Genomic DNA, 17204 nt, shown 5'->3' on the forward strand with positions numbered 1-17204 from the left:
TGGGTAGATAAATTTAGGAAACTCTTTGAAATTGATTTTGATTTAAAAAAATGCGCCAATAGTTTTTTACTCTTGCAGGCATATCCATATAAGTCAAAAGAATTTAAGAAGATGCCACTCTTACCTTCTTTCGACTTCACGCAGCGCATCCTGCTCGCTGCAATGAACAGAAGGGCGTTAGTCGTTCAATTGCGGAGCAAAAAAATATGGGAAGAGGCTGTTCCGGGGCTGGCGACATATCCCCGGCGGATCGAGTGTCGTAATCCAAGGCGTCCAACGCTCAGTCCCGGGAATCTGGGCAGTGAAGGCTGGCGGATTCTGCTCTCTGCCCTTGATGCAGGATGATCGAAAAGAAAAAAGAAAGAGGCGACTGTCAATGACGGTCGCCTCTTTCTTCTCAGCTATATAATGGAATAAAGCGCGTTTTGGGAAGGGGCCCCTTCCCCGGCAAAGTCCGATGACAGGCCTTAATCGAAGCTCTTGGCCCAGCGCAGGATATGGGCGTGCAGCAGGCGCACGGCCTGGAGGAAGCGGGGGCCGCGGCCCTGGTAGTGCTGGCAGAGCTGGTGCCAGAAAAAGGCCATGCTGGCCAGTTCCGGGCAGGACTGCATGTGCTGGAGGGTGGTCATGCACAGGGGGTGGCCCGTGGGATCGAAGCTCTCCGGCAGGGGGGCGCATTCCTGCAGCAGGGTCTGGAGCAGGCGGGCGCAATGGCTCAGGGCTTTGCCCACGCGGGCCGCGAACTGGCTGGAATAGTTGGGGCAGGCCATGCTCAGGGGCACATTGGTCAGGGGCGTGGGCTCCGTGGCCCCGGAGGTCAGGTCATCCAGGATGCGCCGCCAGTAAACGCGCTGCTGGCAGAGCCAGAGGGTGCGGTCATCGGCCTTGTGGTCGGACAGGCAGGTGGTGGTGATGAAACCGCGCGAGTCGGTGGCCGTCTGCCAGATGCGGGCCTCACGGCAGGCCGAGGTGGTGATGCCTTCGCTCCACTGGCCGCTGGTGAGCTTGGCCAGCACCAGGTCGGCCACGATGGAGGCGCTGATGTGGTGGCGGCACTTCTCGCCCAGGACGCAGTCGTGGTCATGCGGGCAGGGATGGCAGGGCAGGGTGGGCTCCAGACAGCAGCTGCCGGGCAGGTAGGGGCCGGTATCGCAGGGCTGGGCCGTGGCCAGGAAGATGGAGAGCAGGGGCAGGCCCAGACCGGCCGCCAGATGCATGGTGCCGGTATTGTTGGTGACCAGCATGGCCATCTCGCGCAGGACGGCGCCCAGCTCGAAGATATTGGTCTGCCCCACCACGTCCACGAAGGGGGTGCTGGTCAGGCGGGCGTATTCGTCGGCCAGGGGGCGTTCCGAGGCCTCGCCCAGCAGGACGGGGCAGATGCCCTCTTCCTGCCAGATGCGCTTGCCCAGCTCCACAAAGTGGCTCACCGGCCACTGGCGGCGTTTTTCGCTGGCGCCCAGCTGCATGCCGATGAAGCCGTGCCGGATTACCGGTGCGTGGGCCAGCAGGCGGCGGGCCGTCTCGCGGGCCTCGGTGCCCAGTTCGCTGAGCAGGCCGGAGCCGGGCTGGGAGAGCAGCCGGCCGGAAAGGCCGCCCAGCAGGGGAGCGCCGGTCATGCGGAACATGTCGGCCAGGTTGAAGGGCGCGTTGCTCTGGCGCAGCTCGGCGGCATGGAGGAAGGCGGGCCAGAGGCCGTCCACGCGCGGACGCCCCTTGTGGTCCAGTCCGAAGCCCAGCACGGCCTCGGGCGCGGGGGCCAGGGCGGTGGCCAGCAGACGGGCGGGCATGCTGGGCGTCAGGTTGATGATGTGGTCGGCCTGCATGGTGGCGCGCAGGTTTTCGGCCCACGCCTGCAGTTCGTGGCGGGTGGCGTCGGCCTGTTCGGGACTGACCAGGTGATCGGGCACGGTGAGCAGAGGGCTGGCGAATTGCAGCAGGCCCTCGGTGTCCGCGTATTTTTCCAGACAAAGCAGCGTGGTGCTGCGCCCGGCCTTGTGCAGGTCGTGCAGCAGGGGCTGGCTGAGCAGCAGATCCCCGAAGCGGTTCAGATTGATGACAAGAGCATCCAGACGCATGACAGTTTCCTTGCGGAGGGTGAAGATTCCCGTGGTGCTGGGCACGCTGACGGGGGGAGCTTTCTAGCAGAACTGGGCGCGGACGTCCAGACGGGGCGGGGATCGGAAAGGGCTCGGCGGAAAAAGCGGCAGCGCGGCAGAGGACCGGTAAGGCCGCCGTATCACGACACGCCGTCCATACCCGGCGGCCGTCAGGCACGCACGGATCGTCCGTTGCCGGACGGACGCAAAAGATGGCCCCGCCTCTCCGGAAGGTACCGGGGCGGACCAAGGTCAGCGCTGCGGGCCAGCGCCGGCGCCGGATGCAGGTGCCTGTCAGGGACGCCGTTCGTCCTGCGGCTGTGCCGGGGCCTGTTCCTGGGGGGCCGTGCTGAAGGGCGAGGTGATCTCCCTGGCCAGCAGGGTCACGAAGAGGGCCGGGACCCCGGAATCCACGCTGAACTCGCGGTGGGCCAGCAGGCCTGTGCGCATCTGGCTGCTGCCGCGGGCATTACGGCTGCCCACGTTCTGGAGCATGAAGCGCTTGGGGCGCTTGTCGCTGGGGACACGGCGCTGGACCAGCAGGATGTCCGAAAGGACGAGGGTCGCGCCCTTGCCGGAAAGTTCCGACGGTGCTCCGTAGCCGCCTTCGACCATGCGATGGGCCGATGCGGCGTCGGTGACGCCGGCTTCCAGCACGCTGGCCTGGATGATGAACCCGGCCTGGCTGGGGTTGTCGGTGATGTCGTACTTTTCGGCGCGCAGCAGGCGCTCCACTTCGGCGCGCAGGCCGAAGACATGGCGGCTCTGGTCGCGGACGCTGACGTAGACCACAGGCGTGGTGTCATCGTCGGCCGGGGCCAGAGACCCCTGGCGCAGGACCTGGATGTCGGTGGGGGCGGGCTGCCGGTGCTTGCAGCCCGGAAGCAGCAGCAACAGCAGCGCGAGGAGGAGAAAGAGCGTTTTTTTCATGCGTCTCCGGGACGGCGACAGGGCTTGCGGCCCCTGCGGGGGAGCTGCCCACGCCACGCGGCAGCGGGCACGATGGCAGGAGGACCGGCGCGTCCGCTACGGACGCGGTACTGTCTCCGAGGTCAGCCCTATACCGCAGAAATCACAGGCATGTCCAGCAGGCGGCCTGCCGCGGTAAAAAGGCGGTTGCCGGCATCCGGGCACAGGCCGGTACGCAAAGGGGCCCCGTCCTTTGCCGGACGGGGCCCCGGGAAAGCGGGTCTTAACGCACCAGGTAGGGCATGCGTACCGTCAGCGCCTCTTCAGGGCAGTCGATCTCGCACGGCAGGCAGAACCAGCAGGTGCGGTTGGCCTCGAAGGCCCGGCCGCAGGCCATGCAGCGGGCGGCTTCCTTTTGGGCCTCTTCAGGCGTGAGGACCTGTTCCGTCACGGCGGTCAGGCTCCTTTCCGCAACAGGCAGCCGGGTCAGGCTGCCCCGGGGCACCCCGTTGGAGCGTTCGAGATGGGGCTCGAAATCATTGCACCAGCCCTTTCCCGCCATTTCATCCAGAGCCAAATATATATATGACTACTCAGAAGAGCGCTTTTTTTGTCAAGTGCAGCGCCGGTTTTTCACGGGTCAAAGGCAGGAAAAAGAAAGGGGCCGCAGCTGGATGCTGCGGCCCCTTCCATATGGAATAAATGAATGATCCCGGCGTGCTGCGCTTTCGTATGCCGGTCAGCTCCTGATGGACTCCAGGATGGCCCGGCACAGGGCGTCTTCCAGCCCGGCGAAGGCCTCTTCCTTGCTGCGGGGATTGCCGCGGCTGGTCACGGCAACGGTGTGCAGGCTGTCCTTGTCGGGGATGCGGCGGGCGGCCGTGCCCACGGCGGCTTCCATGGCCCAGCTGGTGTAGCTGTCGCCCGCGTCGTGCAGGGTGGCGCCCACGCCCACCGTGGCGCCGATGCCCGCGCCTACGATGGCGCCGCCGCGCCCGTCCACCAGGCCGCCCAGCAGCACGCCCAGCATGGTGCCCGTGCCCACGTTGCCCAGCGTGCGTCCGGCGCTCACCCGGCTGCCGTCGCTGGTGGCCCAGACGTCGCGGATCTCCACCAGGATCACCAGGTCGGCTTCCTTGACGTCCGAGGCCGGGTTCAGGCCGCGCTCGCTCTGCAGATAGGCCGTGAGCATGGAGTGCAGATCCTCCGTCATGCTCTTGCCGTTCTCGATCTTGATGAAGACCCTGTCGCCCCGTTCCAGGGTGACGGCAGGCAGGGGCGCGCCGGGCTCCGGCGCCGGGCGGGCATTGTGCGAGGCACAGGCCCCCAGGGCCAGGGATAGAAGCAGGAGGAACAACAGGCTCAGGATGCGGTGCGGATGCATGACGGCTCCTTGAGGGGGAAAATGATCCCGGTCATTTATATGTTGTATCCCAGGCCGGTAGGCCTGTCCAGACGGCGGAAAGGGCGCGCCGGGAGCCCCTGTGGCGGCGACGCGGGCTTGACGTGGCTGCATTTTGCCGTATCCTCCGCGCACACGGCAGGCCTGAGGGCCCTTGCCGCGGACCTGGCGGGCCCGGCTTTTTTCCTGCTTCTTTTTCCTTCCGGGCAGCCTCAAGGCAGCATGAACGGTACACGGGACCGTCTTTTTTCATTCACCTCCTGCCACTGCCGTCCGGCAGTCGGATGGACAAGGGACATCATGGGCAAGCAGCTGATCATCGTGGAATCGCCGGCCAAGGTGAAGACCATCAAGAAATTTCTGGGACCGCAGTACATGGTGCAGGCCAGCGTGGGCCATGTGCGCGACCTGCCGTCCAGCAGTCTGGGCGTGGACGAAGCCAACGATTTTGCCCCCCAGTACGAGATCATCGACAATAAGAAGAACGTGGTCAGCGAGCTGCGCAGCGCCGCAGCCAAGGCCGACACCGTCTATCTGGCCCCCGACCCGGACCGCGAAGGGGAGGCCATCGCCTGGCATGTGGCGGAGCTGATCCGTGACAAGGCCAAGGACATCAAACGCATCCAGTTCAACGAGATCACCGCCCGCGCCGTCAAGGAGGCCCTGGCCCATCCGCGCGAGCTCAACCAGCACCTTTTCGATGCCCAGCAGGCCCGGCGCGTGCTGGACCGCCTGGTGGGCTACAAGATCTCGCCCCTGCTCTGGAAGACCATCAAGCGCGGCATCTCCGCCGGACGCGTGCAGTCCGTGGCCCTGCGCCTCATCGTGGAGCGCGAGGCCGAGCGCGCCGCCTTCAAGCCGGAAGAATACTGGCTGTTCAAGGCCCTGCTGGGCGCCGGGGTGCCGCCCTCCGTGCGTGCGGAACTGGCGCGCATCGGCGGCAAGAAGGCCGTGATCCGCAATGCCGAGGAGGCCAACGCCCTGGAGGCCGAGCTCAAGGGCCAGCCCTTCGTGGTGGAGAGCGTGGAACAGAAGAAGCGCGAGCGCGCGCCGCAGCCGCCCTTCATCACCTCCACCCTGCAGCAGGCCGCCAACCAGCGTCTTTCCTACACGGCCAAGCGCACCATGAACATCGCCCAGCGCCTCTACGAAGGCGTGGAGATGGAAGACGGCAGCATCACGGCCCTCATCACCTACATGCGTACCGACTCCACCCGCATTGCCGACGAGGCCCGGCAGGCGGCGCACGACTTCATCCAGCGCGAGTTCGGCAACGATTACCTGCCGGCCAAGAAGCGCGTCTACAAGACCAAGAGCGGCGCGCAGGACGCCCACGAAGCCATCCGGCCCGTGGATGTGAACATCACGCCCGAGATGGTCAAGGCGGCCCTGCCCCCGGACCAGTACAACCTGTACCGCCTGATCTGGTCGCGCTTCGTGGCCTCGCAGATGGCCGGGGCCCGCTTCCACGACACCACGGTGACCGTGGCCTGCGGCCGTACCCAGTGGAAGGCCAAGGGCGAGCGCCTGCTCTTTCCCGGCTTTTTGGCCGTGCTGCCCCGCGGCAAGGACGAAGGCGATGCCGAGCTGCCGCCCTTGGAGGCCGGCCAGACCCTGAAGCTGGAGAAGCTGGACAAGGAACAGAAGTTCACCCAGCCCCCGGCCCGTTACAGCGAAGCCAGCCTGGTGCGCGAACTGGAAGAGCAGGGCATCGGCCGCCCCTCCACCTACGCCAGCATCATCTCCACCCTGCAGGACCGCGAATACGTGCGCCTGCAGGACCGCCACTTCATCCCCACCGATCTGGGGCGCGTGGTCTGTGAGCAGCTGGTGCAGCACTTCCCGCATCTCATGGACGTGGGCTTCACGGCCGAGATGGAGAGCCTGCTGGACAAGGTGGCCGACGGCGACCAGCAGTGGGTGGACCTGATGCATGCCTTTGCCGCGGATTTCAACCCCACGCTGGCGGCTGCCGCCAAGAACATGCAGAGCGTCAAGGGCGGCCTGCCCACCGATCTGGCCTGCCCCGACTGCGGCAAGCCCCTGATGATCAAGTTCGGCAAGGCCGGGCCCTTCCTGGCCTGCAGCGGCTATCCCGACTGCCGTTTCACCAGCAATTTCCAGCGCACCGAGGACGGCCGTCTGGAGATCGTGGCCCCGCAGAAGCCCGAACTGGAAAAGGTGGGCGAGTGCCCGCGCTGCGGCAAGGATCTGGTCATCAAGCACGCCCGTACGGGCAGCCGCTTCATCGCCTGCACGGGCTACCCGGACTGCAACTATACCGCGCCCATGGCCACGGGCGTCATGTGCCCGCGCTGCGGCGAAGGCCGCATGGTGGAAAAAAGCACCAAGCGCGGCAAGCTTTTCTATTCCTGCGACCGCTACCCGCAATGTGATTTCGCCCTGTGGGACAAGCCCGTGCCCGGACCCTGCCCGCGCTGTAATTCCTCCTATCTGGTGGAGAAGCGCGGCCGCGACGGCAGCGTCAAGATCATGTGCCCCACCAAGGGCTGCGGCTATGTGAAAGGAGGCGACGATGGACAGGATGCCTAAAGCGCCGGCCTCGCCGGTGCTGGTGAGCGCCCCGGTGGATGGCCTGGGCGTACCGCTGAACCTGGAGGCCCGTGCGGCCCGGCTGCTGGACGAAGGGCAGGCCGTGGTCCTGCTGACCGTGGTGGAGCGCGAAGGCTCGGCCCCGCGTGCCGCCGGTACCCGTGCCCTGCTGACCGCTGCCGGTCTGGAAGGCACCGTGGGCGGCGGTCTGCTGGAAGCCCGTGCCGTGGAGGCGGCCAATGTCTGCCTGAAGGAAGGACGCTCCGCCCGCGTGCGCTGCGACCTCACCGGTCTTGGCCCCGACAGCGACATGATCTGCGGCGGCAGCATGGATCTGCTCTGTGAATATCTGACGCCTGCGCAGGCGCCCCTGTTCCGTGCGGCGGACGCGGCCCTGAAAGCCGGGCTGACCGGCATCTGGCTGCTGGACGTGAGCCGGGCCGATGCGCCCGTGCGCGACCTGTATCTGGATGCCCTGCCCGAAGGCCAGCCCCTGGTGGCGGGCCTGCACGAGGGCGCGGAAGCCGTGCGGCCCCTGCTGGCCGGGCGCAAGGGCCGTCCCGGCCTGGTGCGGGAAGGCCTGGTGGAACGTTATGTGGAGGCCCTGGACGCGCCGCCGGTGCTGCTGCTCTGCGGCGGCGGCCATGTGTCGCTGGAGACGGCCCGTCTGGCCCATGCCGCCGGTTTCGTGGTGGACGTGGTGGACGACCGCGCGGAGTTCGCCGATCCCCGGCGTTTCCCCATGGCCCGGCGCTGCCTGACCCTGCCTGCCTTCGAGGGTCTGGCGGCCCGCTGCGGCATCGGCCGGCACCATTATGTGGCCATCATGACCCGCGGCCACAGCTTCGACCGTGAGGTCCTGGCCCAGGCCCTGAAAACGGACGCCTTCTATATTGGTATGATCGGCAGCAGCAGCAAAAAAGCCTCGGTGTACAAGGCGCTGCGTGCGCAGGGCGTCAGCGATGCGGCCCTGGACAAGGTCTGCTGCCCCATCGGTCTGGGCATCGGCGCGGACACGCCGCAGCAGATCGCCGTCTCCGTGGTGGCCGAGCTCATGGCCGCCAGGGCAGGGACGCTGGGCGCTCTTCGGGCGGCCCGCTGAGGTCCGGAAAGCCCCTAAAAAAGTGGCGTAAAAATTAGTCAATTATTTCAATTAGTTATAAGAAAAAAGTACGGTTCGCTAACCCATTGGAATAAAAGGATTTTTCTTTATTGAACTTTAAGAGCAAGATAAGCCTGCATTTCTTGACGCATTTTGCAAAAAATGTTTAGCAGGGGATTCAAAGCCCGCTCGCTTTGCGGGCGGGCTTTCCACGTATCGGCAGTTCGCTGCTGTCCCAGGAGTAAGATATCATGACCGGAAAACAGACCATTCTGGCAACGCTGCTGTTGCTTCTCTGTTTCAGCCTTGCGGCATGCAAGGATGAAGGTACTCAAAAAGGCCAGATGCCCGCCCCGCCGGTGGGCGTCTTCCAAGTGGAAGCCAAGGACGTGCCCTGGCCTTCCGAATTCCAGGCCCAGGCCTCCGGCTCCCGGTCCGTCGAAGTGCGTGCCCGTGTGCAGGGCATCATCGAGAAGCGTCTGTACCGTGAAGGCGAGTTCGTCAAGGCCGGTCAGCTCATGTTCCAGATCGAGCGCGACCAGTACGAGGCCGCCGTCCAGCAGGCCGAGGCCCAGTACGACAGCGCCAAGCGCGAGTGGAACCGCGTGCGCCCCCTGTTCGCCAAGAACGCCGTCTCCCAGAAGGATCGCGACAACGCCAAGGCCGCCTATGACAACGCCAAGGCCGCCCTGCGTGCCGCCAAGATCAATCTGGACTACTGCCAGGTGGTGGCCCCCGTGTCCGGGTACAGCTCCAAGGAAAGCTTCACGCCCGGCAACCTGGTCAGCAACAACTCCCTGCTGACCTACGTGGACCAGACCGATCCCATGTACATCGATTTCTCCATCGCCGCACCGCAGCACATGCGCCGTCAGCAGCTGGCCGCCGAAGGCCGCCTGCGCTTCCCCGAAGGCAACATCTACAAGGCCCGTCTGCGTCTGCTGGACGGCAGCATGTACCAGGGCGAAGGCCAGGTGGACTTCATCGACAGCCGCGTGCAGCCCGAGACCGGCGTGGTGCAGGCCCGTGCCTCCTTCGCCAACAGCGACGGCCAGATCATGCCCGGCCAGTATGTGCGCATCTTCATGGACGGCGACGTGCTGGTCAATGCCGTGCTCATCCCCCAGAAGGCCGTGCTCATCACCCAGAAGGGTTCCTTCGTCATGACCCTGGACAAGGACAACGTGGTCGGCACCCGGAAGGTGGAGGTCAGCGAGACCATCGGCGACATGTACCTTGTGGACTCCGGCCTCAAGGGCGGGGAACGCATCATCTGTGAAGGCATGGTCAAGGCCCGCCCCGGTGCCAAGGTCAGCGTCATGGGTGACGGACAGGCCCAGAAGGGACAGGCCGCCCAGAAGACCGCTCAGAAGTAGGTGATGGTCTATGGCAGCTTCGGCAAAACCAAATATCTTTTTGCGCAGACCGATCCTTTCGTCGGTCATCTCTATCGTGATCACGCTGGTGGGCGCGCTGGCCATGAAGGCCCTGCCCATCGCCCAGTATCCTGAACTGGTGCCGCCCACGGTCAACGTGACGGTCTTCTATCCCGGCGCCTCGGCCGAGACCATCGCCGGTACCGTGCTGGCCCCCCTGGAAGTGAACATCAACGGCGTGGAAAACATGCTCTACATGACGTCCACGGCCTCCTCGGGTTCCGGTTCGGGCTCCATCAACGTCTATTTCAGTCTGGGCACCGACCCGGACATGGCCCTGGTCAACGTCAACAACAAGGTCAACCTGGCCCAGACCACACTGCCCGAGACCGTGCGCCTGCAGGGCGTGCAGGTGACCAAACGTTCACCGGCCATGCTGCAGATCATCGCCCTGTTCTCGCCTGACGGGCGTTATGACGCCGTGTACCTGCACAACTACATGCAGGTGAACGTGGCCGACGAACTCAAGCGTGTGCCCGGCGTGGGCGACGTGACCGTGTTCGGCTACATGGACTACGCCATGCGCATCTGGCTCGTCCCGGACAAGCTGGCCAAGTACGGCGTCACCGTGAGCGAGATCGCCGCGGCCATCCAGGAGCAGAACTCGCAGTTCTCGCCCGGCCGTCTGGGCGACGCGCCCATACCCGATACCGCCCAGCTTTCCTGGCAGATCGATACCAAGGGCCGTCTGGCCACGCCGCAGGAGTTCGGCGAGATCATCATCCGCACCGGTGAGGACAGCGCCATGCTGCGCCTCAAGGACGTGGCCCGCATCGAGATGGGCGGCAAGGACTACAGCGTCGAAAGCGAATACAACGGCATGGTGGCCCGTGCCATGGGTATCTACCTGCTGCCCGGCGCCAACGCCATCGCCACCGGCGAGGCCGTCACCGCCCGCATGCAGGAGCTAGCCAAAAACTTCCCCGAGGGCATCGACTACAAGATCATCGTGGACACCAACGACTTCGTTATGGAGTCCATCAACGAAGTGGTGCACACCCTGGTGGAAGCCATGATCCTGGTGTTCCTGGTGGTGTTCATCTTCCTGCAGAACTGGCGCGCCACCCTCATCCCCTGCATCGCCGTGCCCGTGTCCATCATCGGCACCTTCGCGGGCATGTTCGCCCTGGGCTACACCATCAACACCCTGACCCTGTTCGGTATGGTGCTGGCCATCGGTATCGTGGTGGACGACGCCATCGTGGTGCTGGAGAACGTGGAACGCATCATGAGTACCGAGCACCTGCCGCCCAAGGAAGCCACGGCCAAGGCCATGAGCGAAGTGACGGCCCCCGTTATCGCCATCGTGCTGGTGCTCTGCGCCGTGTTCATCCCCGTGTCCTTCATGGGCGGCCTGGCGGGCCAGATGTACAAGCAGTTCGCCATCACCATCTCGGTGTCCGTGGTGCTTTCGGGCATCGTGGCCCTGACGCTGACCCCGGCCCTGTGCTCCCTGCTGCTCAAGCCGCATGCGCATGACCATCAGCCGGCCAAGCCCTTCGTCGTCTTCAACTACTTCTTCGGCAAGACCACGCACCGCTATGTGCGTACGGTGCGTTTCATCAAGGACCACGGCCTGATCTCCATGGCCCTCTTCGGCTGCATGATCGTCAGCCTGGTCTTCCTGTTCCGGGTGGTCCCCGGCGGCCTGGTGCCCAACGAAGACCAGGGCTATATCCTGGGCATGACCATCCTGGACGACGGTGCCGTGCAGAACCGCACCCGTGACGTGACCCGCATCGCTTCCGAGCTGCTGCGCAAGGATCCGGTGGTGGATACGGTCATGACCCTGAACGGCCTGGACATCACCTCCATGTCGACCAAGAGCAACTACGGTACCTTCTTTGCCGTGCTCAAGCCCTGGAGCGAACGTACCACGCCGGAGAGCAGCGCCTCGGCCATCAGTACCAAGGTGCTGGGCGTGACCATGATGCAGCCCGAAGCCGTGACCATCGGCTTCACGCCGCCGCCCATCAGCGGCATGTCCACCACGGGCGGTTTTGAAGGCTTCATCCAGATGCGCGGTGCCGGCACCAGCCAGGATCTGGAAGCCACGGCCAATGCCTTCGTGGCGGAAGCCACGTCCCGTGACGAGAACGGCCAGCCCAAGTATCCGGCCATCGGTACCCTGCGCAGCCTGTTCTCCACCGGTGCCCCGCAGCTCTACGCCAACCTGGACCGTGAGCGCTGCAAGGACATGGGCATCAGCATCAGCGATGTCTTCACGGCCATGAACGCCACCTTCGGTGCGCTCTACGTCAACGACTTCAACTACCTGGGCCGTACCTTCCAGGTGCGCATGCAGGCCGAGGCCGATTACCGCCTGCTGCCCGAGTCCCTGCACGACATCTTCGTGCGGACCAACAAGGGCGGCATGGTGCCCCTGGATGCCATCATGACCCTGGAACGCCGCACGGCGCCCCAGACCATGGAACGTTACAACGTGTTCCCCGCCGCCCACCTCATGGGTGAACCGGCCCCCGGCTATTCTTCCGGTCAGGCCCTGGAAGCTATGGAAAAGGTGGCGGAAAAGATGCTGTCCAGCGATTACGGCCTGGGCTGGGTCGGTTCGGCCCTGCAGGAAAAGCTGGCCAGCGCCGACACTACCGTCATCTTCGTGCTGGCGCTCGTCATGGTCTTCCTGATCCTGGCCGCCCAGTACGAAAGCTGGTCGCTGCCGCTGGCCGTGCTCACGGCCGTGCCCTTCGGCGTGTTCGGTGCCCTGGTGGCCACCTGGCTGCGCGACCTGTCCAATGACGTGTACTTCCAGGTGGCTCTGGTCACCCTGGTGGGCCTGGCCGCCAAAAACGCCATCCTGATCGTGGAATTCGCCGTCGAGGCCTGGCGCGGCGGGCGCAGTCTGGACGTGGCCGCCATGCATGCGGCGCGCCTGCGCTTCCGTCCCATCGTCATGACCTCGCTGGCCTTCATCCTGGGCTGCGTGCCGCTGGCCATCAGCTCCGGCGCCGGTGCCAACAGCCGTCACGCCATCGGCACCGCCGTGGTGGGCGGCATGCTGGCCGCAACCTGCATCGCCACGCTCTTCGTTCCCTACTTCTTCCGCACCATCATGCGGATCTCCCTGAAGCTGCAGGGCAAGAAGGACCCCAACGAAGGCAAGAAAAGCTTCGATGAGGAGGAGGATATATGACCCCCCTGCTGAAAGCGGGCCTGACGCTGGTGCTCTGCCTGGCCGTCACGGGCTGCTCCCTGGCTCCCGACTATAAGCGTCCCGAGCAGGACATCCCCAAGGAGTGGCGTTCCGTGGATCTGGGACCCAGTCCGCTGAACACCGACTGGTGGACCCGCTTCAATGATCCCGTGCTCAATGCCCTGGTGGAAGAAGCCCTGAAGAACAACCAGGATCTGGCGGAAAGCCTGGCCAAGATCGATTCCGCCGCGGCCAAGCTGGGCGTGGGCACCAGCCAGCTCGCCCCTTCGGTGAGCGGCGCCGGTGCGGCCACCTCGCAGAGCAACTCCACCAAGATCGCCAACTACAGCAGCATCGCGGACCGTTCCTACGTGAATTACCAGGGCCAGCTCTCGGCCAGCTGGGAACTGGACTTCTGGGGCAAGTACCGCAACAACTACACCATGCTGTCGGACGTGCTGCTGAACACCGTGGTCAGCCACGAGGCCCTGCGCCTTTCGGTGGCCAGCCAGACGGCCCAGAGCTACTTTGCCCTGCTGGCCCTGGACATGCAGCTGGCCACGGCCAAGCGTACCCTGCGCACGCGTGAGGACGCCTTCGGCATCTACACCAGCCGCTACCGTCAGGGCGACATCACGGAGCTGGACTGGCAGCGTGCCCGCGCCGAAGTGGAAACGGCCCGTGCCCAGGTGCACAGCTCCACGGTGGCCGTGGACAGCGCCGAAGCCAGCCTGGCCGTGCTGCTGGGCCGTTCGCCCCGCGACATCATGAGCGCCGTCATGCCGCGCGGCGGCGACATCAGCAAGCTGCCGGCCCCGCCCGTGCTGCCTGCCGGCCTGCCGTCCGAACTGCTGGAGCGCCGCCCCGACGTGCGCGCCGCCGAGTACATGATCATGGCTTACAACGCCAATATCGGCGTGGCCCGTGCCGAGTTCTTCCCGTCCATCTCCCTGACGGGCATGCTGGGCACCCTCAGCGCCAGCGTGGTGAACCTGTTCAGCGGTCCTGCGGGCGCCTGGAGCTACGGCGTGACCGGCTCCATGCCGCTGCTGGACTTCGGCCGCACCTGGTATAACGTCAAGGACGCCGAGGCCCAGAAGGAAGCGGCCATCGCCGTGTACCGCAAGACGGTGCAGAACGCCTTCAAGGACGTGCGCACCTCCCTGACCTCCCAGCGCGAGGCCGACGCCATCGTGGCGGCCAGCCAGGCCCAGGTGGACAGCCTGCGCCGCGCCGCGGAGATCGCCCGCCTGCAGTACGACAACGGTTACACCGATTACCTGACCGTGCTGGATGCCGAACGCCAGCTGTTCAGCGCCGAGCTGAGCCTGGCCAACGCCCTGCGTGACCGCCTCAATGCCGTGGTCAGCGTGTGCATGGCCCTGGGTGGCGGCTGGCAGGATCCCAACGTCAAGCCTTCCTTCCCGGTGGCTGACGCGGAAGAGCTGGTCAAGGCCCATAACGCTGCCGGCCAGAAGGCCTCCCAGCCTGCGGCCGCTCCTGCGAAGGAACAGCCTGCCGCCAAGCAGTAGGCACGATCCCCCCTGAAAAGACACAGGAAGGACGCTTTTGGGCGTCCTTCCTTTTTTTGTGTACATGTATGCAGGCCATCCCCAAAAAGGCCGAGAGGCCGCATTACGGGGCAGCATGCGGGCACAGAGGATGTCCTGCGACGGGGATATCTTTACAATCCGGCGGGATGACGGCTATCCTGCGGCCATGCTGCATAGAGTACATTTGTTTTTGGCTGGTCTGGCCCTGTCTGCCCTGACGGTCTCCCTTGCTCCCCTGCCGGTGTTGGCGGTGGAGAAGGGCAAGGCGGTGCAGGCCCCGGCGGGCAAGGCCGCTGCGGGCAACAGCAAGGGCGGGCAGGCCTGGAGTTTCGGCACCTCCCGCGACAGGAGCAATGCCCTGTGGCATGACGGCGTGGAGACGGACTCCCTGCGCAAGCGGGCCCTGGGCCGGGACAGGGGCAATTCCTCCAGCATCGAACATGCTCTGCGCGAGGCCGACCGCCAGGCCAAGGCCGAGTCCCGCAAAGCCAAGGAGGCGGAACGGGAGGCGGAGGAAAAAAGCCGTCTCGGCATGAACATCCGGCGCGATGACTCCGTCTGGCGTGCCGAGCTGCCGTCGAGCGAGGCCCGCCCTGACGAGCTGCGGCCTCTGGAGCGGCGGCATGTGGTCCGGGCCTATGCCGACTTCATGGACAGCGATGATGCCTCGCTGACCATCGGTCCGGAGCTGATGCTCAAGGACGAGCACAACGAATGGGGCAAGAAGTCCCGGCCCGAGGAGAATGACCCTTCCGTGGGGCTCGGTATGCAGTTCAGTCTTGACTTTTGACAGGAGGCGCAGAGCGGGAGAGGCCCGCAGTCCGTGTAAGGACCGTATCGGCATTCTTTTGTGTACCACGCTTCTGCCCGCTGGCTCTCGGAGCCGTCCCGGATCACAGCAGCATCATCCCGCAATGGCAGGCCAGCAAAGGGCACGACGAGGTCTGGGCCTGATCTTTGTTTCTCGTGTCTGGCCGTCCTCATGACGCAAAAAAGGCGCTTCCCCTCGGGGAAGCGCCTTTTTCGTCGGTATCGCGGAAAGCCCGGCTAGGCCTGGGCAGCGTCCTTTTGCTTGTTGCGCTGGCGCAGCACCAGCATGGTCACCACCATGAAGATCAGGCCGGAAGCGAAGCCGGGCAGCAGGCTGCCGTGGGTGAGGCCGGAGACCACATAGCCCACCGTGCTGCTGGCTGCCACCACACAGGCATAGAGCATTTGTGTGGAGACGTGTTCCAGATGGGCGCAACCGGCGCCGGCACTGGACAGGATGGTGGTGTCGGAGATGGGCGAGCAGTGGTCGCCGAACACGCTGCCGGCCAGGGTGGCGGACAGGCAGACCAGCACCAGGTTGGGATCGACGGCCTGGGCAACGGGCACCACGATGGGGATCAGGATGCCGAAGGTGCCCCAGGCGGTACCGGTGGAGAAGCTCAGGAAACCGGCCACCACGAAGATGATGGCGGGCAGCAGGCCGCCGGAGATGCCGCCGTCGGCCACCATGGTCTTGACGAAGAGCGGGGTCTGCAGCAGGTCACGGCACACGCCGCTGATGGTCCAGGCCAGCACCAGGATGGTGTTGGCGGGCATCATGGCCTTCATGCCTTCGCCGGCGCAGTCCATGAAGGACTTGAGGCTCATGAGGCCGCGCGGCACGAAGAGGAAGAAGGCCACGGTGATGGCGCCGAAGGAGGCCCAGACCAGGGCCTTGGAGGCGCTGCTGTTACCGAAGGCGGCCGCCAGAGTGTGGTAGGCGGGATCGCTGCCCCAGTAGCCGCCGCTGTAGAGCAGGGCCACCACGGCGAAGAAGATCAGGCTGCCGATGGGCAGGAGCATGTCGATGAGGCTGCCCTTGGCGCTGGTGCCCAGTTCGGCCTGTTCGGCGTCCACGTTGCCCAGTTCGCCCTGCTGGGCGCGCAGTTCGGCCTTGCGCATGGGGCCGAAGTCGAAGTTGCCCAGGCAGACCATGACCACCATGATGATGGAGAACAGGGCGTAGAAGTTGTAGGGGATGGTGGCCACGAAGGCGGCAAAATCGCTTTCAAAGGCGCCGGTGGCTTTCAGGTTGCTGCCCACGGCGGCGGCCCAGCTGGAGATGGGCGCGATGATGCAGATGGGGGCGGCGGTGGCGTCGATGATGTAGGCCAGCTTGGCGCGGGAGATCTTGTAGCGGTCCGTCACCGGGCGCATGACCGTGCCCACGGTGAGGCAGTTGAAATAATCGTCGATGAAGATGAAGGCGCCCAGGCCGCCGGTGGAGAGCATGGCCACGCGCTTGCTCTTGATGCGCCTGGTGGCCCAGTTGCCGTAGGCACGGGTACCGCCGGCACGCGAGATGGTGAACACCAGCGCGCCCAGCAGGGTACAGAAGATGATGATGTTGAAATCGACCTTGTTCACCATGGTGGTGAAGGCGATCTCCACGGGCTTGATGATCAGGTCGCCCGTGCCCATGCCCAGGCAATAGATGACGGTGCCGCTGAGAATACCGAGGAAGAGGGAGGAAATGACTTCCTTGGTGATCAGGGCCAGGGTGATGGCGATGATGGGCGGCAGCAGAGAGAGCCAACCCGCGTCAAACGGATCCATGAACATGCTCCTGTCTTGAAGGTCTGGAAGGCGCAGCGCCGCATACGGCTTACCGGCATGCATCCCCCGCCGGCGCGTGATCTTCCCGGTCGCGCTGGACTGCGTTCGTGGAAGCATATCATGCGCGCTTTGGAGCGGCAATACAAAACGGCCGGAAAAAACGGAACGGATGGGCCTCGGGGCGGGCCGTCGCGGAGCCCGTCACGAAACAACGCCTGTGGACTGTCCACAGGCGTTGTTATCCGGCGTATCAGAAAAGATGCGGAAGGCGCGGGCTACAGGATGATCTCGCCGTACTGAGCCTCATACTGCTGGATGGTCTGCACCAGCGCGGCGGCCAGGCGTTTGGCGCTTTCGGGGCTCATGCCGATGGCCTTTTGCGGCTGCACGGCCAGCACCGGGCCCTGCTGGTT

At 65.0% G+C, this 17204-nt stretch carries 13 protein-coding genes; 7 read left to right on the top strand and 6 right to left on the bottom strand.

The genetic code is table 11. The annotated features are described in order from the left end of the window. A partial coding sequence (locus tag ACQRCJ_RS10235) for a hypothetical protein (RefSeq protein WP_427799745.1) occupies positions 1-345 on the top strand: 345 nt, incomplete at its 5' end. Between the two features lie 122 nt (positions 346-467). Here the strand turns inward: ACQRCJ_RS10235 and ACQRCJ_RS10240 are convergent. The 4 genes from ACQRCJ_RS10240 to ACQRCJ_RS10255 form a co-directional block, all read right to left on the bottom strand. Beyond that, the gene (locus ACQRCJ_RS10240) at positions 468-2078 is read right to left on the bottom strand and encodes a glycosyltransferase family 9 protein (protein WP_418735321.1); all 1611 of its coding nucleotides are present in this window, start codon (positions 2076-2078) and stop codon (positions 468-470) included. A gap of 315 nt (positions 2079-2393) precedes the next feature. Continuing rightward, positions 2394-3029 (bottom strand): complement resistance protein TraT, encoded by a 636-nt coding sequence (traT, locus tag ACQRCJ_RS10245; protein ID WP_300706289.1) that lies wholly within the window; start codon positions 3027-3029, stop codon positions 2394-2396. Between the two features lie 262 nt (positions 3030-3291). Continuing rightward, complete coding sequence (locus ACQRCJ_RS10250) at positions 3292-3585, bottom strand: hypothetical protein (protein ID WP_168934649.1); 294 nt, start codon at positions 3583-3585, stop codon at positions 3292-3294. A 162-nt stretch (positions 3586-3747) separates the two neighbouring features. Then, a complete protein-coding gene (locus ACQRCJ_RS10255; RefSeq protein ID WP_427799746.1) occupies positions 3748-4392 on the bottom strand; it encodes a hypothetical protein in 645 nt (214 codons plus the stop codon). A gap of 318 nt (positions 4393-4710) precedes the next feature. On the opposite strand from ACQRCJ_RS10255, the gene topA reads away from it, so the two are divergent. The 6 genes from topA to ACQRCJ_RS10285 all read left to right on the top strand — a co-directional run bounded on the left by topA (position 4711) and on the right by ACQRCJ_RS10285 (position 14995). Beyond that, positions 4711-6963 carry a type I DNA topoisomerase gene (topA, locus tag ACQRCJ_RS10260; RefSeq protein WP_300645279.1) on the top strand — a complete coding sequence of 751 codons (2253 nt, stop codon included), beginning with the start codon at positions 4711-4713 and terminating at the stop codon, positions 6961-6963. Continuing rightward, complete coding sequence (locus ACQRCJ_RS10265; RefSeq protein ID WP_427799747.1) at positions 6947-8065, top strand: XdhC family protein; 1119 nt, start codon at positions 6947-6949, stop codon at positions 8063-8065. Before topA ends, ACQRCJ_RS10265 begins: the two co-directional genes overlap by 17 nt. A gap of 251 nt (positions 8066-8316) precedes the next feature. After that, positions 8317-9441: an efflux RND transporter periplasmic adaptor subunit gene (locus ACQRCJ_RS10270; protein WP_303932004.1), complete on the top strand. Its 1125-nt coding sequence runs from the start codon at positions 8317-8319 to the stop codon at positions 9439-9441. 10 nt (positions 9442-9451) lie between these two features. Beyond that, positions 9452-12652, top strand: a complete 3201-nt coding sequence (locus ACQRCJ_RS10275; protein WP_168934644.1) for an efflux RND transporter permease subunit — start codon at positions 9452-9454, stop codon at positions 12650-12652. Continuing rightward, positions 12649-14184: an efflux transporter outer membrane subunit gene (locus ACQRCJ_RS10280; RefSeq protein ID WP_427799749.1), complete on the top strand. Its 1536-nt coding sequence runs from the start codon at positions 12649-12651 to the stop codon at positions 14182-14184. Before ACQRCJ_RS10275 ends, ACQRCJ_RS10280 begins: the two co-directional genes overlap by 4 nt. Before the next feature lie 205 nt (positions 14185-14389). Further along, a complete protein-coding gene (locus tag ACQRCJ_RS10285; protein WP_297137386.1) occupies positions 14390-14995 on the top strand; it encodes a hypothetical protein in 606 nt (201 codons plus the stop codon). Between the two features lie 257 nt (positions 14996-15252). Here the strand turns inward: ACQRCJ_RS10285 and ACQRCJ_RS10290 are convergent, their stop codons facing one another. Together ACQRCJ_RS10290 and ACQRCJ_RS10295 are read right to left on the bottom strand one after the other, a co-directional pair. Next, positions 15253-16791 (bottom strand): Na+/H+ antiporter NhaC family protein, encoded by a 1539-nt coding sequence (locus ACQRCJ_RS10290; RefSeq protein ID WP_303876869.1) that lies wholly within the window; start codon positions 16789-16791, stop codon positions 15253-15255. Between the two features lie 275 nt (positions 16792-17066). Next, on the bottom strand, positions 17067-17189 hold the full coding sequence (locus ACQRCJ_RS10295; protein ID WP_427799750.1) for a DUF3467 domain-containing protein: 123 nt from the start codon (positions 17187-17189) through the stop codon (positions 17067-17069). Positions 17190-17204: the final 15 nt, after the last annotated feature.

The sequence above is a fragment of the Desulfovibrio sp. SGI.102 genome, assembly GCF_050314315.1.
GTDB lineage: Bacteria > Desulfobacterota > Desulfovibrionia > Desulfovibrionales > Desulfovibrionaceae > Desulfovibrio.